Raw genomic sequence first — 24,496 nt, forward strand, 5'->3', positions numbered from 1 at the left:
GGATCAGCCCCTTCTTCGTTGTGTTACACGCGTCCGATCCCAGTATTCGCCTTGACGACAATTTCCGTATATTTCTTTTCATCCGCTTTTTTCGACGAGACGAGCGTGCCGACGATGGCGCCGACAAAGCCGAGCGGAATCGAGATGATGCCCGGGTTGGCGAGCTTAAAGAGCGGTTCGCCGACGAAAATGGCAGCACCCGGCTGCGGCGACCAGACGTTCGGGCTGAAGAAGACGAGCACTAAAGCGCTGATGAGCCCCACCAACATGCCTGTAATCGCTCCGGTGGTGTTAAAGCGGCGCCAGAAAATCGTAAAGACGATCGTCGGCAAGTTGGCGCTTGCGGCGACCGCAAATGCCAGTGATACAAGGAACGCGACGTTCATTTTTTGCGCGACCAGCGCCAACAAAATCGATAATACGGAAACGCCGACAGACGCCCAGCGGGCGGCGAGCATTTGTTCTTTTTCCGTCGCTTGGCCGCGCCGCAAAATATGGCTGTAAAAGTCATGGGCAAACGCCGAGGCGGCTGACAGAACGAGCCCGGCGACAACGGCCAAAATGGTCGCAAACGCTACGGCAGAGATGAAAGCGAACAAGAAATCTCCGCCAAGGGCTTCTGCCAACAGCGGGGCGGCCATATTGCCGGCCGGATTGGCGGCGACGATTTTGTCATAGCCGACGAACGCGGCGGCGCCAAACCCTAAAAAGATCGTCATTACGTAGAAAATCCCAATGATCCATGTTGCATAAACGACCGATTTGCGCGCGGTCGGCGCGTCTTTGACCGTAAAGAAGCGGATCAAAATATGCGGCAGCCCGGCCGTCCCCAACACGAGCGCCAAGTTTAAGGAAATCGTATCGAGCGGGTCTTTAAACTTGTTGCCCGGGTTTAAAAACGCTTCGCCAAGCGGTGTCGCGGTTTTGACTTCATGGAACATTTTGGCGATGCTGAAATCGAATTTAGCAAAGACGATGATGGAAATGATAAACGTACCGACCATCAATAAGACGGCTTTGACGATTTGCACCCAGCTCGTGGCCGTCATGCCGCCAAATACGACATACACGGTCATTAAAACGCCGACGATCAAGACGGAATAAACGTAGTCTAAGCCCAACAGAAGCTTGATGAGGCCGCCGGCGCCGACAAGCTGGGCGATCATATAGAAGATCGAGATGGCCATCGTATTTAACGCCGCGACGCCGCGCACTTTCTTATCATCAAAACGGGCGGCGATCATATCGGCCATCGTGTATTTGCCGAGGTTGCGAAGCGGCTCGGCAACGATGTACAAGACGACAAGATAAGCGACAAGGAAGCCGATGCTGTAAAAGAAGCCGTCAAATCCCGTCAGCGCGATCATGCCGGCAATGCCGAGAAAAGAGGCGGCGGACATATAGTCGCCGGCGATGGCGAGCCCGTTTTGCCAGCCGGTGAGGCTGCTGTCAGCGGTGTAAAATTCGCTCGTTGTTTTCGTGCGCTTGGAGGCGTAGTACGTAATGACGAGCGTCAAGGCAACGATGATGAGAAAGAGGAAAAAGGCCAACCCGTGCATTAGGCGTTTCCTCCTTCCTTCGCTTCTTGCTTCACTTGCTCGACGATGGCATCAAATTGTGCTGCGCGTTTCGAATAAAGGATGCATAAGGCCCATGTCATGATAAATTGCGCAAAGGCAAACAGCCAAGCCCAGCTGACCGGCCCGATCGCCGGCGCATTGAGTGCTTTCGAGTACGACGTTAATACCGGAAGGGTGAAGTAAAAAACGAAGAAAAAGACGGTCGCCGGAATGATAAAGCGTTTCTTCGCTTGGATGAGGGCGCGAAATGAAGCTGACTGGGCGATCGCTTCGTAATTAGCGCCGACCGGATCGGAAAACGACTGCTTTTTGACGGCCATGAAAATCCCTCCTTGATTTGAATTCAAGCGTTTTCAAAATGAGATATCGATGCATGACGATGATCGGAAGAACCATCCTCCTTTCTGTCACAAATTTGTCACATATTCATTATATATTTATCTGAAAAATTTGTAAATTAATATTTTTTGTTATTTTAAAAAACTATTTTTTGCTTTGCCGCACAAAACGGAAAAAATTTTTTGCTGTTTTTCTTATTTTCGCACTTTACAAAAAAACAAGGATCATGTAGAATGACAACTGTATTCGACAATAAAATTCAACAATTTTCTACAAAAAACGACAAGGGGAGACATCTATGAATTTGTTTCGTAAAAAACCGATTCAGTTGCTCATGAAAGAATCGGGGGCAAAAGGAGCTTCGCTGCGAAAAGAGTTAGGCGCATTTGATTTGACGATGCTCGGCATCGGCGCCATTATCGGGACAGGCATTTTCGTCTTGACCGGGGTGGCGGCGGCGGAACATGCTGGTCCGGCTCTCGTTCTTTCGTTCGTTTTGTCTGGGTTGGCGTGTGTGTTTGCGGCGCTTTGCTACGCAGAATTTGCCTCAACTGTGCCAGTGTCGGGGAGCGCTTACACTTACAGCTATGCCACGTTTGGTGAGCTCATCGCTTGGATTTTGGGATGGGATTTGATTTTGGAATACGGGGTTGCTTCGTCGGCGGTCGCTGTTGGTTGGTCCGGCTATTTCCAAGGACTGCTTGCCGGTTTTGGCATCGAGCTGCCGAAGGCGCTAACGAGTGCGTATGATCCGGCGAAAGGAACGTTCATCGATTTGCCAGCGATTATCATCGTTCTGTTCATTACGTTTTTGTTGAATTTAGGTGCGAAAAAATCGGCTCGTTTTAATGCGGTGATCGTTGCCATTAAAGTGGCGGTTGTGCTGCTCTTTTTGGCGGTCGGTGTTTGGTACGTCAAACCGGAGAACTGGACGCCGTTTATGCCGTATGGCTTCTCTGGCGTGGCGACCGGCGCGGCGACGGTGTTTTTCGCTTACATCGGCTTTGATGCGGTGTCGACGGCGGCGGAAGAAGTGCGCAATCCGCAGCGTGATATGCCGATTGGCATCATCGTCTCGTTGCTTGTGTGCACATTGTTGTATATTGCGGTTTCACTCGTATTGACAGGCATCGTTCCGTACGAGCAGCTCAACGTGAAAAACCCAGTGGCGTTTGCGTTAAACTATATCCACCAAGACTGGGTGGCGGGCTTTATTTCGCTCGGGGCGATCGCCGGCATTACGACCGTGCTCCTTGTGATGATGTATGGGCAGACGCGTCTCTTCTACGCCATCAGCCGCGACGGTTTGCTGCCGAAAGTGTTTGCTCGCATCAGCCCGACGCGCCAAGTGCCGTATGTCAATACGTGGCTGACGGGAGCGGCTGTAGCGGTATTCGCCGGCATCATCCCGCTCAACAAATTGGCGGAACTGACGAACATTGGCACACTCTTTGCCTTTATCACCGTCTCGATCGGCGTGTTGGTGTTGCGTAAAACGCAGCCGGACTTAAAGCGGGCATTCCGCGTTCCGTTTGTCCCGGTCGTCCCGATTTTGGCTGTCTTATTCTGCGGCTACCTCGTTCTTCAGCTTCCGGCGATGACATGGATCGGTTTTGTCTCGTGGCTGCTGATCGGTCTAGTGATTTACTTTATCTACGGCCGCAAGCATAGTGAGCTGAATGAAATGGCACGGACGGAAGAAAAGGCTGGATGAGCGGCCACATAATGGAAAGGGGGCTGTCCCAATGGGGAAACAGCCCCTTTTTCCATTTCGTCAAACTTTTCGGCAACACCGCGTTTCACCCCTTTTTCATTAGATGGGAAAAACACCTGATTTTTTGCCGATGGAAGGCGTGTGCTCGGCGCGGCGGCGTTGGGCTCTTTTGGGGACCTGTGTTCACTTGCACAGCTAAAAAAAATCCCCTTTGAACGACGGTCATATTTGGATTGCGATGTGCGAATAGTATAAAGAACGAGCGTCAGTCCGGTTTTGTATGAGCGGGGTGAAAAGGGTGTTTGGGACATTATTGAAAAGAAGAGAGAGAACGCTTGAACGGACGGTTGTGGAAATTCAGCGGGGAAATGAAGCGTTGCGCAATGAGCTTATCCGGCAATATAAGCCGTTTATCGTCAAAACAGTCTCAAGTGTATGCAAGAGGTTCATCCGCGAGGAAGATGATGAGGCGAGCATCGGGCTGATCGCTTTTAACGAAGCGATTGAAAAATATGCGTTGCACAAAGGAGGTTCCTTTCTGTCGTTTGCGGAGCTGCTCATTAAGCGGCGCCTCATCGATTACATTCGAAAAGAGGTGAGAACGCGAGAGGCCATATGGCATGTCGAAGATGAAGAAAACGGCGAGCAGGCGGCGCAAACGTACGTAGATGCGAAATTATCGGTTGAGGAGTTTTATAGGCAAATCGAACAGGAACAGCGTCGGGAAGAAATTCTCCATTACCAGCAAGTGCTGAAACAATTCGGCATTCATTTTCACGATTTAGTCGAACAATCGCCAAAACATAAAGACGCCCGCCTCAACGCTATTCGTGTGGCTGAACTGCTTGTTGCGAATGACGAATGGCTTGGTATTTTGTTTCGAAAAAAGCAACTGCCGATCAAACAGCTGGAAACGATGGCGTCGGTCAGCCGCAAGACGATTGAGAGAAACAGAAAATACATTATTGCGGTCGCGGTCATTTTGGCAGGCGATTACATTTACTTGAAGGACTATATAAAAGGGGTGCTTTCATCGTGAAAAAGGGAATTGTGCTGGAGTTGGATGAAGAGTTCGTCACTGTATTGACGCCGGAAGGGGAATTTCTTCGATTGAAAAAAGAAAAAGAATGCGAGATTGGAGAAGAGGTCAAAGCGAATGCGGTTGGCCGTCCTTTTCCGTTTCGCCGCCGTTCGTTTCGATATGCGCTCATAAGCGTTCTAACGGCGGCCACGGTGCTTCTAGCGACTTGGATTCAATGGCCTTCCAATGCGGTGTACGCCTACATGTCGATCGACATCAACCCAAGCATGGAAGCGGGCGTCGACGCGGAGCTGCGCGTGTTGACGCTGAAGGCTTACAATGAGGAAGGAAAGAAGGTGCTGGCGGCGCTTCCTTCCTGGAAACGTCAACCGTTTTCTTCGGTAACGAAACAAATCATTGCGTTAAGCGAACAAAAGGGGTATTTAAAGAAAGGCGGGGAAGTGCTGATTACGACGGTGGAGAGGGAGCGCGACGCCTCTTCAGCGCGGAAGCTGTCCGCAGCGCTCGCGGAAATCCAGCGGTCAGTGGCGGATGACCGGATTGTCATTACCACGGCCAATAGTACGATGGCAGTGCGCAACCAAGCTGTCAAACGGGGGATGACAACCGGAAAACTATTGCAAATCGAGAAAAAGGTGAAACCGGCTGCGCCAGCATCTGTCCGCTCGGCAGATGGAAACGGCCGGAAAGGAGAAGGTTGGAAAGATAAGGCCAAAGGTGGAGAAAAAGAAAACAAAACGCCAGCGGCCAAAGAACAACCGACACAACAGCCGTCAAAGAAACAGAACCATAACGAGTCAAACCCGAAGCCATCAAAAAACGAAAAACAGCCGCCGCGCAAGCAGAAACATTCTCATCCGACCAAAGGAAGCCTTTCTCCTGAAAAAGAGAGTTATGTGAAATGGAAAAGCCATGGGAACGCCCGTCCGTTGCGGCCAGGCGCTCATTATGAAAAGAAAAAGGGGAATGGGGGCGACAGCGGCAAGGAGGGACATCGCCGCCAAGCCGACGCCCACCGCCATTTGAAAGCGATGGATGCCAAAACGAAAAAAGCCGAGTGATTTCGCTCGGCTTTATTCCGTTTTTCGTCCTGCCAATTCGCTTTGTGCTTGAGCAATGAGCCGTTTCGTAATCTCTCCGCCGACGGAGCCGTTGGCGCGCGAAACCGTGCCAGCCCCGAGCTGTACGCCAAACTCTTGGGCGATTTCGTACTTAATTTGTTCCAACGCTTGTTCGATGCCTGGGACAAGCAGTTTGTTGCTTGAACGAGCCATATGAAATTCCTCCTTGATGGTTTTTTTGATGAGGTATGATTAGTATGGACGATCTAACAAAGAGATATGGTTGGGAATTAAAGGAGGAATTTTTCATTAAAAAAAAGATTGCAAACGTTTTCGGTTATTGTTTATAATGAAAACGAGCAGATGACCGAAAACGTTTTGGAGGAATGGCAGTGACAACCATTAAAGATATTGCCAAGGCAGCGGGAGTTTCGATTACGACGGTTTCACGCGCGCTGAACGGCTATTCCGATGTGAATGAAAAAACGAGACAAAAAATCATGGATATCGCGAAGCAGTTGAACTACAGCCCCAATACACTGGCGCGCGGGCTTGTCATGAATAAATCGAAGACGATCGGGCTGCTCGTTTCTGGATTAACAAGGGAAAGTGCCAAGGATAATTTTACCTTTGAGGTGCTGGCCGGCGTCAATGAGTATGTCAGTGAAGTCGATTATGATATGGTGCTGTTCAGCACGACATCGACCAAGCAAAGAGAAAAAACGTATACACAGCTTTGTCGGGAGCGGCGCGTCGATGGGGCGATTTTGCAAGGGATTCGTACGGATGACCCGTATTTGCATGAGGTCGTGGAAAGCGAAATTCCATGTGTCCTGATTGATATTCCCATCGAGTCCAAAACCGTTGGCTATGTGACAACGGACAATGTGCTGGGTGCGAAAAAAGCGGTGCGTCATTTAATTGAGCTCGGGCATAAACGGATCGCTATGATCAATGGATATGAATACGCATTTGTGAGTGAACAGCGTGAGAAAGGATTCAAGGAAGCATTGATTGAAGCAGGTTTGCCCGTACGCGAATATTGGATTGCCAATGGAGCGTTCCGCGAAGAAATCGCGGAGCAGGAGGCATTGAGGCTGCTTCAGCAATATCCAGAAATTACGGCTTTCTTTTGTGCAAGCGATTTAATGGCGCTAGGTGTCATCAAGGCAGTAAAACAGCTTGGAAAGCGGGTTCCGGACGATGTGGCCGTGATTGGCTACGATGACATTATTTTAGCGTCCTATTCATCGCCTGCACTCTCCACCATCGCCCAAGATAAATTTGCTATGGGATATGAGGCCGCCAAGCTGTTGATTGATATGTTGGAAGGCAACGCTCAGTCCCATGTCAAGATTCTGGAAACAGAACTGAAAATACGGGGGTCGACGGTGAAAAAAGATGGATGAGGGCTTTTTTCACCGCCCTGAGCCAGTTTCAGTTATGATCCAAAACGTTTCGGATTGTTGTGGTGTCATGAAGACAGACTTTTTTTGAATCATCAATGAAAACGTTTTGGAATTCGCTTTTAAGCATAATTGACGCAGGAAAGACATCGTGCTGTTGAGCCGATGATGACAACCTAGAATCAGGGGGAAGCAGCATGGATTATCGAGTGATTAAAGAAAACGATGTGTTTTTATTGACAGATCAAGACGGGAATATCCCTGAACATCATCCGTACGGATTAGGGCTGTATACAAAAGACACCCGTTTTTTGAGCAAATGGAGTTTGTGCATCAATGGGGAAGAACCGGTGCTGCTGGCGTCTGATGCGGCGCAAAATTATGTCGCTACCATTTTATTGACAAACCCTCATATTGAACGGGACGGAGAGCTGATTTTGTGGCGCGAATCCGTTGAAATTGAGCGCAAACGATTTATTTATGCGGGTGTGCTCTATGAAACCATTAAGCTGAAAAATTATCATCCCAAGCCGGTGCAATTGGAAATCAGCGTGCACATGGATGCCGATTTTGCCGATATGTTTATCGTTCGCGGCTTTCAGACAGGAGAGGTGGGAAAGCGGACAGGCCAGACCATTGGAAAACGTTCGCTCACGTTCCATTACGAGGGAGCCGACGGAGTGGAACGGGCAACGAAGGTCAGCTGGGATCGAGAGGAGAAAACCGTTAAGGAACATGGAGAAATTGTTTTTGACTTTGCGCTCGACCCGGCGGAAGAGCAGACGGTTACGTTGATGGTCGAACCGATCACCGGCAAAACAGGCAGAGTGGAGGTCATTCCGCCTGAACAGGCGCTTCAACGATTGCAAGAATCCTATCAGCGTTGGGAAAGGGAAACAGCGAACGTCATCACGGACGAACGACAGTTTGAGCGTTTAGTCCGCCGGGGCATTGGGGATTTGCGGGTGCTGCTTACGGATCTTGGCTGTGGGCCATTTCCGGTGGCCGGACTTCCGTGGTTTGGCGTTCCCTTCGGCCGGGACAGTTTGATTGCGGCCTTGCAGCTGCTCCCGTTCAACCATGAAATAGCCAAAGGCACGTTGTTGACAATGGCCCGCTATCAGGGAACGAAAGTAGACCCGTGGCGCGATGAACAGCCTGGAAAAATCATGCATGAAATCCGATTCGGTGAGTTGGCCAATACGAATCAAATTCCGTTTACCCCTTATTACGGAACGATCGATGCGACGCCGCTCTTTTTAGTTCTGTTGGTGGAGTATGTCAAATGGACCGGCAACTTCGATCTCGTCCGGCAGCTTCGATCCAACATTGATGCGGCGCTCCATTGGATTGACCGGTATGGCGACCGCGACGGCGATTTATTTGTCGAGTATTTCCAGGAGTCGAGCAAGGGGATTGCCAATCAGGGATGGAAAGATTCAGGCGATTCGATTGTGCACGAAAACGGCGAGTATGCCCGCGCGCCGATCGCCCTTGTTGAAGTCCAAGGCTACGTTTATCAAGCCAAAATGGGGCTTGCCGACATTTTCGAACAGCTTCAGGAAGTGGAAAAAGCAGAAGCGCTTCGAACGCAGGCGGAAGCTTTGAAAAAGCGCTTTGAAGAACAGTTTTGGATGGAAGATCGGAAATTTTATGCTCTTGCGTTAGATGAAAACAAAGCCCCTGTCAGAACGATTACATCGAACCCAGGTCATGTGCTGTTTTCAGGAATGCTCGAAGGAAGGCGGGCGGATGCCGTCATTGACACCCTTCTTTCGGAAAAAATGTTTTCGGGTTACGGCATCCGGACGATGGCCGAAGGAGAAGCGGGATATAACCCGATGAGCTATCATAATGGAAGCATTTGGCCGCATGACAACAGCCTCATTTTGCTTGGCTTAAGCAAACTGGGGAGGCGGCGCGAGGCAAAGACGGTCATTGAAGGACTCATGGAAGCATCGATGCATTTTGAGTATGATCGCTTGCCGGAGTTGTTTTGCGGCTACAGCCGGTCAGAGGGAAAACCGGTCCGCTATCCTGTCGCCTGCTCGCCTCAGGCGTGGGCGGCTGGGACGCCGCTTGTGTTTGTTCAGGCGTTATTAGGATTGTTTCCTAATGCGTTGGAAAAGAATATTTATCTGTCGCCGACGTTGCTTGATTCGATGAATATGTTGCGTGTGGAAAACATCCTAATCGGCGGCGGGCGATTGTCATTGACGGTTACCCGTGAGCAGGATAACTTCCATGTCCAAATCGATGAGAATACGACGGGTTGGGATATTGTCCTTCGTTAACAGCAGGGGAAGCATTCCTTTCCCTGTGTATATAAACCAATTTTTAGGGGAGGTTGTTTACATGGGCAAAACAAAGTGGATGGCAGCGCTAGGCATCACAACGATGCTGTTTGGCAGCCTTTTGGCCGGTTGCGGCGGTGGTGAGAAAAGTGAGAAGGCAAACGGGGGGAGTAAGCAAGGCGAGAAAGTAGAAGTCACGTTAGCTGGCTGGGGCGGCAATCCAACGGAGCAAAAGTTGTTGAAACAAACGTTGGATGATTTTGAAAAAAAATATCCCAACATTAAGGTCAAGTATGAAGTCATTGCCGACCAGTATATGGATGTCATCAAAACCCGTTTAGCGGGTGGGCAAGGGCCGGATGTGTTTTATCTTGATGCATTTGAAGCCCCAGCTCTGATTGAAACAGGGGCGCTTGAGCCGCTTGACAAATATGTAACGGACGATTTTGACATTAACGATTTTGAAAAACCGATGCTTGATGCGTTTAAAGGGAAAGATGGAAAAATTTATGGGTTCCCGAAAGACTATTCGACGCTAGCACTGTTTTACAATAAAAAGATGTTCGAAGAAGCGGGTGTTGAAGTCCCGAAAACTTGGGACGAACTGCGGGAAGTGGCGAAGAAGCTGACAAAAGGGAAACAAGTATACGGATTTGGCGTTGCTCCGGAACTGGCTCGCTTATACTACATTGCTGAATCCAAAGGCGGCAAAGTTGTGACAGATAATAAAGCGAGCTTCGCTGATCCGAAAGTAGTCGAGGCGCTCCAGCCGATCGTTGATATGCACTTAAAAGATAAGTCGGCAGCCCAACCTAATGAAGTTGGGGCTACATGGGGCGGCGAGATGTTCGGTCAAGGCAAGGCGGCCATGGTCATTGAAGGAAACTGGGCGATTCCGTTCCTGCAAGAGACGTTCCCGAACTTAGAATTTGGAACGGCTGAAATTCCAACGATCAACGGCAAAAAAACGACTATGGCTTATACGGTTGCCTATGTCATGAACAAAGATTCGAAAAAGAAAGAAGCCGCTTGGAAGCTGATCGAGTATTTGACAGGAAAAGAAGGAATGAAAACATGGACGAGCAAGGGATACGCTTTGCCGACGCGGAAATCGGTCGCTGCTGAATTGGGATTTGACAAAGATCCGCTGCGTGCACCGCTTGTCGCTGGCGCATCGTATGCGACCGTATGGCAGAATGGAACGAACTTGCCGATTATTACGAATAACTTCAATAACCAATTTGTCAGCGCTTTCCTCGGTGAACGTCCGCTTGCTGAAGCGTTGAAAGAAGCACAAAAAACGGCGAACAGCGAAATCGAAAGCAAATAAGGCGAATCAGCCCTTGGCAGACGGGTCATGCTCTGCCAGGGAGCTGTTCCTTTCTTTCTAACCGCAGCTATTTTTGGCTGCGTTAGAAAGAGAGGAACAGCGATTTGATTCTCGGCAAGGAGAGGGAATAAGATGAAAAGAATGTCAACGAAGCGAATGTGGCGCGAAGCGGGGGCAAGCTACTTGTTTTTGTCTCCTACTTTATTTGTGCTGCTTCTTTTTATTATCGGCCCGATTTTGTTTGCGATTTTTCTGGCCTTTCACAAAGTGCAATTGTTGGGTACGACTTCGTTTGAGTTCGTCGGGTTGGACAATTTCAAGCGCATGGCCGATGATACTCGGGCCAAAATCGCGTTATGGAACACGCTGAAATATGTCGTCATTGTCGTTCCATGCCAGACCATTTTAGCGCTTGTATTAGCGGCGACATTAAATGCAGGGCTCAAGGGACAAAAGTTTTTCCGCATTGTGTACTTTTTGCCGACGTTGACGTCCTCGGCCGTGCTGACGCTCATTTTCATGTGGATGTACAACCAAAATGGACTTATCAATCACGTATTGAAAGCGGTTGGTTTGCCGACATATAACTGGATCGGCGATCCCGATGTAGCATTGAATGCCATTATGATCATGAACATTTGGGCGACAGCCCCATACTTTATGGTCATTTATTTGGCGGCGTTGCAAGATATTCCTGATTCCTTGTATGAAGCAGCCGAGCTGGACGGCGCGAACGCTTGGCAAAAGTTTTGGCATATTACTGTTCCCTATTTGCGGCCGGTGACTTCATTTGTCGTGGTCATGGGGCTGATTGGGACATTCCAGCTGTTTGACCAATCGTATATTTTCTCGGGCGGTTCCGGCGGTCCGAACAACTCGACGTTGACGGTTGTGCTTTTGATTTACCAATATGCATTTAAAACATTAGGGACAATGGGATATGCCGCTGCGCTCGCGTTTGCGTTAGCGATTTTGATTTTCATCGTGACATTGTTGCAACGGAAGTTGTCAAAAGAAGAGTCTCTTTATTAAGGGGATGAGCATGGATGAAAAAGAAAATGGGCATTGGAAAGCTGTTGCTGTATGCGGTCTTGATCACATATGCCGTGATTACGATGATTCCGTTTTTATGGGCGCTGTCTTCGTCGTTTAAGACGCTTGAAGAAATTGTGAGCGGAACCATGTCCTTTATTCCGAAAAAGTTTACGCTTGATAATTATAAGCAGATTTTTGTCGAACAGGAGCTATTTCCACGCTGGCTGCTAAACAGCGTTGTGGTTGCGGGAACTGTGACGGTGCTGAATTTATTGTTCAACTCTATGGCTGGCTACGCGTTGGCCCGACTGCAATTTCCCGGCAGAAAACCGCTGTTTCTGATCATTTTGGCTGTCTTGATGATTCCAGCCCAAGTGACGATGATTCCGAACTATTTGATTTTGAAACAGCTCGGTTGGTTGAACTCGTATCAAGGAATGATCGTGCCGACGATGGTGAACGCTACGTTTATTTTCATGATGAGGCAATTTTTCATTAACTTTCCAAAAGAGTTGGAAGAGGCGGCAGAACTTGATGGACTCGGGCGGCTCGGGATCTTTTTCCGGATTGTTCTTCCGCTCGCTCGTCCGGCGTTGGCGGCTCAAGCCATTTTCGTCTTCATGGGTTCGTGGAACGATTTCATGCGCCCGCTCATTATTTTGTCCGATCCGCAGCTGTTTACGCTGCCGCTTGGGCTTAACAGCTTCAAAGGGCAATATATTAGCTACTGGAACTACATTATGGCTGCATCAATGGTATTTACCATGCCTGTATTGGTTATTTACGCCTTTTTCAATCGCTATTTTATTAAAGGGATTTCATTCACAGGTGGAAAATAACAGATATTTTGCATACTGGTTTACCGATCATTGCGAAAAGGGGCTGTTTGCCGAAAGGAAGGTTGTCCTCCTTTGGCGGCAGCCCTTTTTCATTCGGCATATCCATAAAAAAAACGTACATCATATAGGTGGAAATATAGACTCCATTAGGATGATGACAGACGGGAGATGTACCGGCTATGGAGACGCGTGAACTACTCCCGCTTCGCTTTGCTTGAAGTGGGAGTCTTCTTTCGGAACTATGATAAAACGCACCTGAACGAGGCATGATAAGAAAAAATGTGAAAGGAGGATGGGTGTGGCCAACGTCGCATTTCCAGTCGCCCGTCTTCATGACGGGACGCTTCGCCAGCTTCAGCAACTCGAACAGCGGCTGCGTGAAGAAACAGGAGAAGAAATTGTGCTTGTCGCTTATGAGCGGAAAACGGTTGATGAGGAGGAGACGAAACGATGATGAAGCGAAAAGTGAAATTTGACGCAGCGAAAAACAACAATAAAACGCCAACGGAAAGTTTGCCGGATACCGAATTTGCGGCACAATATGCCGGCGAGGAGGACATGATCCGCGGCGCGAACCGCAATTCGAAAAAAGGGAGACAAGGAGGCGGCGATGGGTAAAGAGCATAAGAAGCGGCCCGCTCGAACGAATGAAGAAATGGCGTTTGAATGGGGCGATTTCGCTCGTGATCAGCCGTTTTGGCTGATCGAGGAGCAAAAGCAAGCAAAGGAGAAGGAGACAAAACAAAAAGAGCCGCCGCGGTGAGGCCGCCGTTTTGATGGGATTGGATCGGTGGGCGGAAAAAGAAGAGCGCTGGAAACAGCGCTCTTTTTCGCTTGGGCGTTCAATCCGATGCGGATGACGCAAACAGGGTGGAAAGCGGTGCAGAAAAGACCGTAGTTCCTGTGCCAGACGGGTCGAAATAGGCGACGATGGCCGTTGGCGCAAACGAGAGCTGCTTCGCGGCGATATAGCAGCCGACATCGACCGGCACGATTTCAACGACCGTATGTTTAAACAATTCCTTTTCCCCGAGCCCGAGGGCGGCAAAGTCCTCCCCAAGCGCCTCGGGGCGCTCAAGCAACGCGCGGTAGACGGTCGTGCGCGTCGTTTTCTCCGTTTTTTCTTCCCACCACGGCTTGCGCGGCTTATGCTTTTGTCCACGCAAGTAGTCGTATTTCATGAGCGATTCGGCGACAGGCAGGGCATCTGGCGCACACGTACGTAAAAACTCATGCAGGCGGCGGAATAAATCCTCAAGCTGATGGCCAATGCGCGCCCAGCCGCGCTCATCCCAATACGTGCCAAACTGCTGGAAAAAGTCAAACGGCGATGGGAACACATCGGTCACCAAGTACTCGATCGTTTCGTCCATTCGATGGGCGTTCCAATACTTTTCGAGCACGTCTTCCACTTGCTTGATGCGGATGACGTCATCAAACGACAAGACGTTGTTGGCGAGCACTTCGTATGGCGCATGGTCCATATACACATAGCCGTACTCCTCGGCGCGCAGGCGCAACCCAGTGCCGCGCAGCAGTTTCAAAAAGCCAAGCTGCAGTTCTTCCGGGCGAAGGGCGAACACGTCGTTAAACGTCTTTCGGAACGAGTTGTAGTCTTCTTCGGGCAGACCGGCGATCAAATCCAAATGCTGGGCGATTTTCCCGCCTTCTTTAATCATCGTCACCGTTCGCGAAAGTTTTGCGAAGTTTTGCTTGCGCATAATGAGACGGTTCACTTCGTCGTTTGTCGACTGGACGCCGATTTCAAAGCGGAACAGCCCGGGCGGCGCCTCCTTGTTTAAAAACTCGATGACCTCCGGGCGCATAATGTCGGCGGTAATTTCAAACTGAAATACCGTTCCCGGTACATGTTCGTCAATTAAAAAGCGAAACATGTCCATTGCATAGCTGCGGCTGATGTTGAACGTCCGGTCGACGAACTTGATCGTCCGCGCTCCGTGTTTCATTAAATAGCGTAAATCATCCTTGATTTTTTCACGGTCAAAATAGCGGACACCTACTTCAATCGAGGACAGGCAAAATTGGCAACTGAACGGGCAGCCGCGGCTTGTCTCCACATAGATGATCCGGTTCGGAAGATGTGGGATGTCTTCCGGAAAGCGAAACGGCGACGGCATATCAGCAAGGCGGAGCTTGTTCCGTTGTGGATTCATGACGATGCGGTCTCCATCGCGAAACGCCAGCCCTGCGACATCTGCCACTTCTTTGCGGCCTTCTAAGGCAAAGAGCAGCTGTTTAAACGTTTCTTCCCCTTCACCGATGACGATAAAATCCAATTCCGGCACCCGCTCCATCCATTCACGCACATCGTACGACACTTCCGGTCCGCCGGCGACGATGACAATATTCGGCGCTGCTTTTTTCAACAGCTTGACGACTTTGATCGTTTCTTCAATGTTCCAAATGTAGCAGCTGAAGCCGATGACATCCGGACGGCGTTGGTACAAATCAGTCACAATGTTCAGCACCGGGTCTTTGATCGTATACTCAACAAGCTTGACGTCAAATTCGGGCTGAGCGTATGCTTTTAAATAGCGGATGGCTAAATTCATATGAATGTATTTGGCGTTCAATGTCGCACAGACGATGTTCATCGCAACAAAACCCCTTTGTCTATAATATAGCAGCAAAACTCCTTTGTCTATAATTTATAGATGCAATTGGAAGCTTTCATTTGGCTTTAAGCGAGGGGGGAGAGTTGACTATCATGCAGTTTAGCCAAATGAAAAAGCAGAAAAACTTGTCGAACATTGTGGAAAAGAATTTTAAAAAATCTTCGTAAATCAAGGGAGGAGTAAATTTTTCCACATCGAATATATATTTCGTTGAATGGTTTGAATAGACAAGGAGAGATGGATATGGCCCAAAGCCTTTCTCCTCGGGAAGAACAAAATGCATCGCCGGATGTGCGGTCGCTTGAAGAGGAAAATCGGCGGTTAAAAGAGCGGTTGAACAGTTATTCGATCATTTTTGAGCGGTCGCTCGATGCGATCGTGATTTTAAATAAAAACGGTGAATTTGTCGATGTGAACGAAGCGGCGTGCAAGCTGTTTGAGATGGATAAGTTTTCGTTGATCGGCCATTCGTTTTCTTCGTTCCTCGAACTTGTGCCGCCCGATATTTTGCTGTTTCAGCGCTCGATGTTGCAAAAGTTCGGTTCGTTCAGCGATGAACTGCTCATCAAACTGCCGGACGGCAAAGTGAAGCATGTGGAATTTTCGATGAAAAAGGATGTGTTCGACGAATTTGACCTTGTCATGATGCGCGACATCTCAGCCCATAAGGCGCTTGAGCGCGAACGCATCATTCATGAGTTTTTGTTTCGCGACGTATTCAACCGCGCCGTTGACGGCATCGTCATTTTCGATGAATTTGGGCGGTTTATCGATGTCAATCCGGCGTTTTCGATGAGCTTGAACTTGGAAAAAGGAAAACTGCTCAATTTGTCGTTTCAGCAGTTCGTCGCCCGTGAATGCGCCAATGAGTTCGCTCGGCTGCTCGCGGAAGTGAAAGAAAAGGGAACGGCCAAAGGCGAGTTGTCGCTTGTCCGCCCGGACGGAACGGTGAAAATGTTTGAGCTGACGGCGACTTCCAACGTCTATAGCGGGTTTTACATGGCCATTATGCGCGATGTGACAGAAAGAAAAAATATGGAAATCAAGTTGCAAAAAAGCGAAGAACGGTTCCGGGCTATTTTCGAACAAGCGCATGAGGCGATCCTCATTTGGGACGATTTTGGCTACATATTGAACGCCAATCCGGCGGCGAGCCGGACGTTTGAGCTGCCCTTGAATTTGCTTGTGCGCCGCAATTTGTTTGATTTTGTCGACTATGGGGACGAAAAGGTGAAACGCATTTTCAGCGAGTTCCGGCGCAAAGGGGAAATCCGTGACGAGCTGACGTTTCATATGCCGAACGGTGAGGATAAGCAGCTCGAGTTCACAATGAAAAAAGGAGCGATCGACGGGTACCACTTGACGATTTTCCGCAATGTGAGCGAGCGGCGGAAAATCGAGCGCGAGCTGCGCGAAAGCGAGCAAAAGTTCCGGAGCATTTTCGATCATGCGATGGATGGTATTTTGCTTTGGGATGCCAAGCATCGGATCATCGACGCCAATCCGGTTGTCTGCGGCATTTTTTCCGTCGAAAAGGAGGCGCTGCTTGGCCGAATGGTGGTCGAGCTCGTTCCGGAGCGGGCGCGCCGCCAGCTCAACAAGCTGCTTCAACAATGCCAACGCACCGGCGAAGCGAGCGGCGAGGTCGAATTTTTCGACGAGGGAAAAGGGAGAATTATTGAGTTTTCACTGAAAAAGGAAGTGATTCCCGGCGTCGGGATGATGATGCTGCGCGATGTGACCGAGCGCAAGGAGATGGAGCTGCAGCTGCGCAAGTCGGATACGCTCAACGTCGTCGGGGAATTGGCCGCCGGCATCGCCCATGAAATCCGCAATCCGATGACGGCGCTAAAGGGTTTCATTCAGCTGTTGCAAGGAAGCATTGACGGCGACTATTCGATGTATTTTAATGTCATTATGTCGGAATTGAAACGGATTGAGTCGATCATCACCGAGTTTCTGGTCCTGGCGAAGCCCCAGGCGGTGCAGTACAAACAAAATGATATCTGCAAAATTATGCAAGACACGATCGATTTGATCAGCGCCCAAGCGATGATGCACAACGTGCAAATCATCGCCGACTTCGAGCGCGGGCTGCCGCCGGTGTATTGCGAGCCGAATCAGTTGAAGCAAGTGTTCATCAATATTTTGAAAAACGCCATCGAAGTGATGCCAAAAGGCGGGGACATTACGGTGCGCATCACCCGCGCCGGGTGCTATGTGCGCATCTCCATCACCGACCAAGGATGCGGCATTCCAAAAGATAAAATCAAAAAGCTTGGCGAGCCGTTTTATACGACGAAAGAACGCGGCACCGGCCTCGGCTTGATGGTCAGCTATAAAATCATAGAAGAGCACCAAGGGAAAATTGAAGTGGAAAGCGAAGTCGGCGTCGGCACGACGTTCCATATCACGCTGCCGATCGAACGAATGGAAAGGGAGGACGACGATGACGATTGAATATGCAGTATACCGCTCAGAGCTGCTCGGCGACATTTACATCGCCTCCGACGGCGACGCGATTGTCAAAGTCGAGCTGTTTCCAGAAGAATGGCGCGCGTTCGCCGGCGAACATCCGGCTGTCAAAAGCTGGTCGCCGCTTCTTGAACGCGCGCTTAGGCAGCTGGATGAGTATTTCCACGGTCGACGCCAAGCATTTGACTTGCCGCTGAAGTGGAAGGGAACTGCCTTCCAAGAAGAGGTGTGGGCGGCGCTTTGCCGCATTCCGTACGGTGAGACGGCGACATACGCTGACATCGCCGCGCAAATCGGCCGCCCGAAAGCGGTGCGCGCCGTCGGTCAGGCAAACCGGGCGAATGAACTGTCGATTCTCGTTCCGTGCCACCGCGTTGTCGGCAAAAACGGCGCTCTCATTGGCTATGCTGGAAGCCGCACCGATGTGAAGGCGAAGCTGTTGGAGCTTGAGCGCCGCTTACGTAGATGACGCTCTTGCGTTCGTGGAACAGGCAAAGGGTTTGGAAGGCGTTGTATGCGGATGCTGCAATGAAGCAGGCGGAAAAAGAGGCTGACGGCTTGCCTAGAAAAACGCGTCTGCCCCCGAGGATTGCCATCCACGGGGGCAGAGATCGGGCGTTATTTTTTTTGCCAATGCGACAAGGCGAGGGCGCCGACTAAAATGGCGCCTTTTATAATGTCTTGGGCGTAATACGGAACGTTTGCCATCGTCAAGCCGTTCAGCAACACGCCCATTAAAATCGAGCCGAACAATGTGCCGATGACGTTCGGCTTGCCGGCGCCAAAGACGGAAAAGCCGATGTAGGCGGCGGCGACGCTGTCCATTAAAAGCGAGGCGCCGGCCGACACTTGCCCGGTGCCGATGCGCGAGGCAAGGACGATGCCGCCTAAGGCCGCAAAAAACCCGCTGATGACGTATGCATATGTCCGATAGCGGTTGACCGGGATGCCTGAGAGCCTTGCCGCCTCGCGGTTTTCTCCGGTCAAATAAAAGAGGCGGCCGGGTTTCGTGTACGTTAAAAACAGATGAGCGGCAATGACGACAAACAGCATAAGCAAGACCGAAAACGGCACGCCGAACAGCTCTCCCTGGCCGATAAATAAAAAGGAAGGAATGAATTTGCCCGGCGCCGTGCCGCCATCGGGCAGCGGCATGTCGTTGTAGATCGAAAACCCTTTCGTATAGGTGAGCTGCACGCCGTTAATGGCGTACATCGTCGCCAACGTCGCGAGCAAATCGGGCAATTTGAATTTGACGATCAACAACGAGTTCAAGAGCCCGACAGCAATGCCGAGCAACAGCGGCACGAGCAGGGTGATGAAAATTTCTTGGCGGTACAGGACGAGCGCCGCTGCGCTCGCGATCGTCGCTAGGCTCACCGTCGAGCCGACGGACAAATCGAAGCCATCGACGATGAGCGAAAACGTAATGCCGATTGCCACGAGCGTCACGATCGAAATGGACCGCAAAATGTCACTGAAGTTTTCATACGTAAAAAATCGGTCTTGCGTGATGCCGAAGTAGGCGATAACGGCAAGAATGGCCAGCAAGGTGCCGTGTTTATACAACAATTCAAGAATGGACGGCGCCGTTTTTTTCGACGGCGTTGTGGAAACGGCTGGCTGGCTCATGGATCTCACCTCCGCTGCAATAGTAAACAAGCTGTTCATACGTCAATTCAGCGGCCGGCAGGCGAGCGAGCAGCCGGCCGTCGACCATCACGTAGATGGTGTCGCAAATGTCAAGCAGCTCTTGAAATTCGCTGGAAAAGTACAGCACCGTTTTTCCTTCATCGGCAAGGGAGCGAATGATGGAAAACACCTCTTGCTTCGCATGGACGTCGATCCCTTTGGTCGGTTCGTCAAACAAAAAGACGCGTGCGTTTGTGTTGAGCCATTTGCCGATGACGACTTTTTGTTGATTGCCGCCGCTCAAGTGGCGAACGACGGTGGTGCTTGACGGCGGATGAACACCTAGCGAGCGGACGAGCCCGTCGGCTTCAGCCGCTTCTTTCGCCCAGCTGATCCATTGCCAGCGCGACAGGCGGGAAAGAAGGCGGACGGTCAAGTTCGTTTTCACTGATTCGGGCAAAAACAACCCTTGTTTGCGCCGTTCTTCCGGGATGAGGCAAAGGCCGGCGTCGATGGCTTCATAAGGCGATGAGAACACATAGCGTCTGCCATCAATTTCCCACTCGCCGGATGTGTTCCGGTGGGCGATGAGGCTTTCGGCAAGCTCCGTCTTGCCGGCGCCGACGAGGCCAGCGATGCCGACGATTTCGCCGCGGTGGGCGTATAGGTCGACTGTTGTCCCGGTTTTGTCGATCAAAATTCCGCGGGCGGCAAACGCGATGTCGCTTCTGTATGTGCGTGCTTGTTTCGCGGCGGCGGTCCGCTTCGTTCCAGTCATATGAAGGACGATGTCCTCAAGCGGCAGGCTGCGGGCGCCTCCGTGATAGACGACGCGGCCGTCGCGCAAAATCGTCAGCCGGTCAGCGATCTCCTGAACTTCTTTCAGTTTATGAGAGATGTAAATAAAGCCGACGCCTTGCTGCTTCAGTTCATCGATGATGGCAAACAGACGCCTTGTTTCCGCCTCGCTTAAGGCGGCCGTCGGTTCGTCTAGGATGATATAGCGCGCGTTGGATGACAGCACTTTGGCGAGCACAATCAGCTGCTTTTCATGGAGCGAGCAGTCGCGAACCAATTTCGTCGGCGGCAACGACAGGCCGACGCGGCGAAGCAGGGCGGCGGCCCGCTCTTTTTCTTGACGCAGCGAGCGAATCGGCCGTTGCTTCACATGGACGAACTCGTCCGCCGCTACATTTTCGTAAATCGGCAAGCCGGGAAAGAGCGCTGTGTCAACTTCTTGAACGACGAGGCCGATGCCGGCTTGTTTTGCTTCGCGCGGCGATGAAAACGTGTATATCGTACCGTCGATCGTGATCGTACCAGCGTCAGGCGGAATGGCGCCGGCCAAAATGTTCATGAGCGTGCTTTTGCCGGCGCCGTTCATGCCTAAAAGGGCGTGGACTTCGCCAGGACGAACGTCGAAGTCCACGCCGTCGAGCACGCGCACGGCGCCAAACGATTTTTCCATGCCCCGCATTGACAACCCGTTCATTTTTTGTTCACCTGGGCTTCCAACGTTTTCATCCACGGCGAGATGGCGACATTGGATTGCCCCCAGCCCGGGATGTATTGCGAAAGCTCATTCATCGACACTTGTTTGTCCGGAAGATCGGACCGTTTCACTAAATGCGGCTCAAGCGAGTAAATGTTCGGCGTTTTTTCTCCAGCGATTTTTTGATACGCGAACCGCACTTGGACGCGGCCGACTTCGGCTGGGTCGGTCGCCGTTGTCGCCACCCATGGGCTGTTTGGTTTTTGGATCATTTGCAAGTCTTCATCGCTCAAATCGATGCCATACACTTTAATTTCCGTGCGCCCAGCTTGCTCGATGGCGCGCGTCGCCCCTTTGGCGAACTCGTCCCAAGTTGCGAAGACAGCGTCAATGTCGCCTTTGTTCGGGTATTTTTTCAAAATCGCTTCCATTTGCGTTTGTGTGTCCAAAGCTGTGTTGGCGCTCGCCGTGCCAAACTTGGCAATTTCTTTAATGTTCGGATAGCGTTTTTTGAACGCGTCATAAATGACATGGCGGCGTTCCATCGGGGTAAAGCCGCCGACCCAAATCGTGACGATGTTGCCTTCCCCGTTTAAGTCTTCTGCGAGCGTTTTTAATGTTTTCCAGGCGAGGCTGTAGTCGTCTTGGTCGATGACGGTGACGCCGGGAATGTTCAAATCGTTGTCAAACGCCACAACTGGAATGCCTTTGGCGACGGCTTTTTTCACCGGGCCTTCGAGCGCATCGGCGCGGCCGTGGTCAAGCAAAATGGCGTCCACATTTTGTGTAATGGCCGTCTCAACGTACGATGCCATTTTGGTTAAATCGTTGTCGGCGTTGTAAATTTGCACCTCGCCGCCGAATTTTTGCACTTGTTCTTTGACGCCGGCGATGTATTGCGATGAGAACGTGCCGATGGACAGTTGCATAATGGCGACGATTTTCACCGGCTTTTTCAACTTTTCAGGAATGGCCGCTTGCTCGTCGCTTGTTGCCGTCGAGTGGCTGGATGTCGTTTCCGTTTTGTTGTTCGTGGTCTTGGCTCCGTTGGCTGGCTTGGAGCTAACGGCATCTTGCTCGTGTGTGCAGCCAGCCAAGATGGAGAACACGGCAAAGAAAAGAAGAAAAAGGGAAGATAAGGCCTTAAATCGTTTCATGTTGCTCCTCCTTTGTGAATAATGATGGCAGCGTTGCGTTGTAATTGCCGCGAATGATGCCTTTTTCGGTAATGATCGCGGTAATGAGTTCGTTTGGCGTTACGTCAAACGCCGGATTGTATACGTTGACGCCTTCCGGGGCGATGCGCACGCCGGCGATGTGGGTCACTTCATCCGGATGGCGCTCTTCGATCGGGATGTCCGCACCTGTTTTCGTCGTCAAATCGATCGTGGACAACGGCGCAGCGACGTAAAACGGAATGTCAAACGACTTCGCGAGCAAGGCCAGGCCGAACGTGCCGATTTTGTTCGCCGTATCGCCGTTTTGCGCGATCCGGTCGGCGCCGACGATGATGGCGCCAATGCCTTTCGCCTTGATCGCTTGCGCTGCCATGTTGTCGGTGATGAGCGTCACATCAACGCCCGCTTGCATCAGTTCCCAAGCGGTCAGGCGCGCCCCTTGCAACACCGGCCGCGTCTCGAGAGCGTAAACGGATAGTTCAATTCCTTTTTCTTTCGCCAAATAAAACGGGGCGAGCGCCGTTCCGTAGCGGGCGGTGGCGATCGAGCCGGCGTTGCAAATCGTCATCACCCGCTCGCCGGGCCTGAAGAGCGACAAGGCATGCTCGCCAATGCGGCGGCACACATCCTCGTCTTCTACTTGAATGCGAATCGCTTCGTGGACGAGCGTCGTTTTGGCCTCGTTGACGGAAAGGGCGTCGGCCGCAGCGGTGACGAGCCGATCGAGCGCCCAAAACAAGTTGACGGCAGTCGGCCGGGCACTGGCTAGGTAGTCACGATCTCGTTTCAAGCGACGGCGGAATTCATCGAGCGATTCGGTGTCGTAGCGTAAAGCGGCAAGCGCCAGGCCATAGGCGGCGGTGATGCCGATCGCCGGCGCGCCGCGCACTTTCAGCGTGGCAATCGCCTCATAGACGTCTTCCAGAGTGTGCAAGTCGATATATTCGATGATGGATGGAAGCTTTTGCTGGTTTAAAATCGTCACATGCGTCTCGCGCCATTCAACGGAGCGTGGGATGGCAAAGGTGCTCATCGCCATCTTCCTTTCTCTTTTTTTTTGGTTTGTCCGGGTCAGCGCCGCGCAGCTTGCGTCGAGACCCGGACGATTGTATGGCATTATTGTTCCGTTTCGGCAAACAGGCGGCGGAAGTCTTCCGTTCCGGTGAACACGCGGCGCTCAATGATCAAGCGGCGGCCGAGACGGAGGGCATGCCGTTTGGCAACAAGCCGTTCATCTTTGTGCTCGATGCCGTCAAGGTCCGCCACATGGGCGAGGCCGATCGTCCGGCGGATGACTTCGCAGCCGGCAAAGCCGACGGCGTCGATGAACGCGTGCCGGAGCACGTCCTCGAGCAAGCCCGGCGTCGCGGCGTACGTTTCCACGCTCTCGGTGCGCCAAAGGTTTGAGAACACGGACGCAAAGACGTCCCATGTCCGGTCGATGTGGTCAAAGAGCGGTTGGCGCTCTAATTCAGAGCGGGACAACGCATTTAACAGCAAATTGGCGAAAAATTGGCCAAGGTCAAACCCGATCGGACCGTAAAAGGCGAATTCTGGGTCGATCACTTTCGTTTCGTCGGCGCTTACGAAAATGCTGCCGGTATGCAAATCGCCATGCAAGAGCACATCGGCTTCGGTTAAAAACTTGCGCTTCAGCTTTGCTGCTTCTAGGTGGAGTCGGTCATCGCGCCAAAGCGCTTCAACGTCTGGGCGCAATTCGTCTTCAAAGTTGTTCGTTTCGTGGTCAAAAAACGGGTCGGTGAAGACGAGGTCTTCGGTAATTTTGCACAGTTCCGGATTGACGAAGCTTTGCGCCAATTTCTTTTTCTCTTGCTGGTTCATGCCGAAGTCAGACGTATAAAATGCCGTTTTGGCGACAAACTCGCCGATATGCTGGGACAAAAGCGGATACGTTTTCCCTTCGATCAGCCCTTTGCGGGCGATTTGCAAACGGGATAAGTCTTCCATCACCGTAATGGCGAGCGATTCGTCAGAATAGTAGACTTTCGGCACGTATTGCGGCACGTAGCTCGCAAACGTGCGCAGCGCGTTGCTTTCAATGACAGCGCGCTTTAACGTGAGCGGCCAGCTTTCGCCGACCACTTTGGCGTACGGCAACGCTTGTTTGATGATGACGCCTTGTTTCGTTTCTTGATCGACGATATGAAAAACAAGGTTCAAGTTCCCGTCGCCGATCTCGCGGCAGGCAAGCGGCGCTCCGTCGCGGAATAGGCCGAGGCGGACAGCGAGAGATACCGCCTTCGGTTCGGTCAGCGGTTCGTAAACCGATGTTTGAACAGTGGTCATTTCCTTGTTCCCCCTTTTTTCATTTCGCTCGTTTTCAAATGCCGGTTCTGACGCGGCGCTGAAATCTCGGCGTTTCCGGCAAATGAAAAAGCCTCTTTCGCATACGGAAAGAGGCTTGAAGATTCATTCGTTCTTC

At 51.2% G+C, this 24,496-nt stretch carries 22 protein-coding genes; 13 read left to right on the forward strand and 9 right to left on the reverse strand.

Annotated elements, in window-relative coordinates:
• Positions 1–23 precede the first annotated feature (23 nt).
• Together GT3570_RS04485 and GT3570_RS04490 are read right to left on the reverse strand one after the other, a co-directional pair.
• The gene (locus GT3570_RS04485) at positions 24–1,559 is read right to left on the reverse strand and encodes a solute symporter family protein (RefSeq protein WP_062898487.1); all 1,536 of its coding nucleotides are present in this window, start codon (positions 1,557–1,559) and stop codon (positions 24–26) included.
• Positions 1,559–1,900: a DUF485 domain-containing protein gene (locus tag GT3570_RS04490; RefSeq protein WP_062898488.1), complete on the reverse strand. Its 342-nt coding sequence runs from the start codon at positions 1,898–1,900 to the stop codon at positions 1,559–1,561. The genes GT3570_RS04485 and GT3570_RS04490 overlap by 1 nt, the downstream gene beginning before the upstream one ends.
• A gap of 317 nt (positions 1,901–2,217) precedes the next feature.
• Between GT3570_RS04490 and GT3570_RS04495 the strand changes: the two genes are divergently transcribed.
• From GT3570_RS04495 to GT3570_RS04505, 3 genes are all read left to right on the forward strand, one after another.
• A complete protein-coding gene (locus GT3570_RS04495) occupies positions 2,218–3,633 on the forward strand; it encodes a branched-chain amino acid transporter BcaP (RefSeq protein WP_062898489.1) in 1,416 nt (471 codons plus the stop codon).
• Between the two features lie 280 nt (positions 3,634–3,913).
• The gene (gene sigI, locus GT3570_RS04500; RefSeq protein WP_021321416.1) at positions 3,914–4,672 is read left to right on the forward strand and encodes an RNA polymerase sigma factor SigI; all 759 of its coding nucleotides are present in this window, start codon (positions 3,914–3,916) and stop codon (positions 4,670–4,672) included.
• Positions 4,669–5,736 (forward strand): anti-sigma factor domain-containing protein, encoded by a 1,068-nt coding sequence (locus GT3570_RS04505; protein ID WP_062898490.1) that lies wholly within the window; start codon positions 4,669–4,671, stop codon positions 5,734–5,736. Before sigI ends, GT3570_RS04505 begins: the two co-directional genes overlap by 4 nt.
• 12 nt (positions 5,737–5,748) lie before the next feature.
• Here the strand turns inward: GT3570_RS04505 and GT3570_RS04510 are convergent, their stop codons facing one another.
• The gene (locus tag GT3570_RS04510; protein WP_011230435.1) at positions 5,749–5,949 is read right to left on the reverse strand and encodes an alpha/beta-type small acid-soluble spore protein; all 201 of its coding nucleotides are present in this window, start codon (positions 5,947–5,949) and stop codon (positions 5,749–5,751) included.
• A 179-nt stretch (positions 5,950–6,128) separates the two neighbouring features.
• On the opposite strand from GT3570_RS04510, the gene GT3570_RS04515 reads away from it, so the two are divergent.
• From GT3570_RS04515 to GT3570_RS18680, 8 genes are all read left to right on the forward strand, one after another.
• Positions 6,129–7,145 carry a LacI family DNA-binding transcriptional regulator gene (locus GT3570_RS04515; protein ID WP_023634104.1) on the forward strand — a complete coding sequence of 339 codons (1,017 nt, stop codon included), beginning with the start codon at positions 6,129–6,131 and terminating at the stop codon, positions 7,143–7,145.
• Between the two features lie 194 nt (positions 7,146–7,339).
• A complete protein-coding gene (locus GT3570_RS04520) occupies positions 7,340–9,436 on the forward strand; it encodes an amylo-alpha-1,6-glucosidase (RefSeq protein ID WP_062898491.1) in 2,097 nt (698 codons plus the stop codon).
• 61 nt (positions 9,437–9,497) lie between these two features.
• Positions 9,498–10,766 carry an ABC transporter substrate-binding protein gene (locus GT3570_RS04525; RefSeq protein WP_023634102.1) on the forward strand — a complete coding sequence of 423 codons (1,269 nt, stop codon included), beginning with the start codon at positions 9,498–9,500 and terminating at the stop codon, positions 10,764–10,766.
• 132 nt (positions 10,767–10,898) lie between these two features.
• Positions 10,899–11,798, forward strand: a complete 900-nt coding sequence (locus tag GT3570_RS04530; protein ID WP_023634101.1) for a carbohydrate ABC transporter permease — start codon at positions 10,899–10,901, stop codon at positions 11,796–11,798.
• Positions 11,799–11,812: 14 nt separating this feature from the next.
• A complete protein-coding gene (locus tag GT3570_RS04535; protein ID WP_023634100.1) occupies positions 11,813–12,640 on the forward strand; it encodes a carbohydrate ABC transporter permease in 828 nt (275 codons plus the stop codon).
• 298 nt (positions 12,641–12,938) lie between these two features.
• Positions 12,939–13,094 carry a hypothetical protein gene (locus GT3570_RS18675; RefSeq protein ID WP_013523245.1) on the forward strand — a complete coding sequence of 52 codons (156 nt, stop codon included), beginning with the start codon at positions 12,939–12,941 and terminating at the stop codon, positions 13,092–13,094.
• Positions 13,091–13,258 (forward strand): hypothetical protein, encoded by a 168-nt coding sequence (locus tag GT3570_RS18420; RefSeq protein WP_011230441.1) that lies wholly within the window; start codon positions 13,091–13,093, stop codon positions 13,256–13,258. The genes GT3570_RS18675 and GT3570_RS18420 overlap by 4 nt, the downstream gene beginning before the upstream one ends.
• Positions 13,251–13,403: a hypothetical protein gene (locus tag GT3570_RS18680; RefSeq protein ID WP_021321412.1), complete on the forward strand. Its 153-nt coding sequence runs from the start codon at positions 13,251–13,253 to the stop codon at positions 13,401–13,403. Before GT3570_RS18420 ends, GT3570_RS18680 begins: the two co-directional genes overlap by 8 nt.
• A gap of 79 nt (positions 13,404–13,482) precedes the next feature.
• On the opposite strand, the gene GT3570_RS04540 is transcribed toward GT3570_RS18680, so the two are convergent.
• Positions 13,483–15,255, reverse strand: coding sequence for a B12-binding domain-containing radical SAM protein (locus GT3570_RS04540; protein ID WP_011230443.1), 1,773 nt, complete (start codon positions 15,253–15,255; stop codon positions 13,483–13,485).
• 264 nt (positions 15,256–15,519) lie between these two features.
• Here GT3570_RS04540 and GT3570_RS04545 point away from each other — a divergent pair, with 264 nt between their 5' ends.
• Positions 15,520–17,736, forward strand: coding sequence for a PAS domain-containing sensor histidine kinase (locus GT3570_RS04545; protein WP_011230445.1), 2,217 nt, complete (start codon positions 15,520–15,522; stop codon positions 17,734–17,736).
• Positions 17,726–18,220: a methylated-DNA--[protein]-cysteine S-methyltransferase gene (locus GT3570_RS04550; RefSeq protein ID WP_011230446.1), complete on the forward strand. Its 495-nt coding sequence runs from the start codon at positions 17,726–17,728 to the stop codon at positions 18,218–18,220. The genes GT3570_RS04545 and GT3570_RS04550 overlap by 11 nt, the downstream gene beginning before the upstream one ends.
• Before the next feature lie 149 nt (positions 18,221–18,369).
• On the opposite strand, the gene GT3570_RS04555 is transcribed toward GT3570_RS04550, so the two are convergent.
• The 5 genes from GT3570_RS04555 to mtnK form a co-directional block, all read right to left on the reverse strand.
• Positions 18,370–19,383 (reverse strand): ABC transporter permease, encoded by a 1,014-nt coding sequence (locus GT3570_RS04555; RefSeq protein WP_062898492.1) that lies wholly within the window; start codon positions 19,381–19,383, stop codon positions 18,370–18,372.
• Positions 19,325–20,875: a sugar ABC transporter ATP-binding protein gene (locus GT3570_RS04560; RefSeq protein ID WP_011230448.1), complete on the reverse strand. Its 1,551-nt coding sequence runs from the start codon at positions 20,873–20,875 to the stop codon at positions 19,325–19,327. Before GT3570_RS04560 ends, GT3570_RS04555 begins: the two co-directional genes overlap by 59 nt.
• On the reverse strand, positions 20,872–22,032 hold the full coding sequence (locus GT3570_RS04565; protein ID WP_062898493.1) for a sugar ABC transporter substrate-binding protein: 1,161 nt from the start codon (positions 22,030–22,032) through the stop codon (positions 20,872–20,874). The genes GT3570_RS04560 and GT3570_RS04565 overlap by 4 nt, the downstream gene beginning before the upstream one ends.
• On the reverse strand, positions 22,019–23,086 hold the full coding sequence (gene mtnA / locus GT3570_RS04570) for an S-methyl-5-thioribose-1-phosphate isomerase (protein ID WP_011230450.1): 1,068 nt from the start codon (positions 23,084–23,086) through the stop codon (positions 22,019–22,021). The genes GT3570_RS04565 and mtnA overlap by 14 nt, the downstream gene beginning before the upstream one ends.
• Positions 23,087–23,169: 83 nt before the next feature.
• The gene (mtnK, locus tag GT3570_RS04575; RefSeq protein ID WP_014195267.1) at positions 23,170–24,360 is read right to left on the reverse strand and encodes an S-methyl-5-thioribose kinase; all 1,191 of its coding nucleotides are present in this window, start codon (positions 24,358–24,360) and stop codon (positions 23,170–23,172) included.
• Positions 24,361–24,496 lie beyond the last annotated feature (136 nt).

The organism is Geobacillus thermoleovorans (genome assembly GCF_001610955.1).
In the GTDB taxonomy this organism is placed as follows: Bacteria; Bacillota; Bacilli; order Bacillales; family Anoxybacillaceae; genus Geobacillus; species Geobacillus thermoleovorans.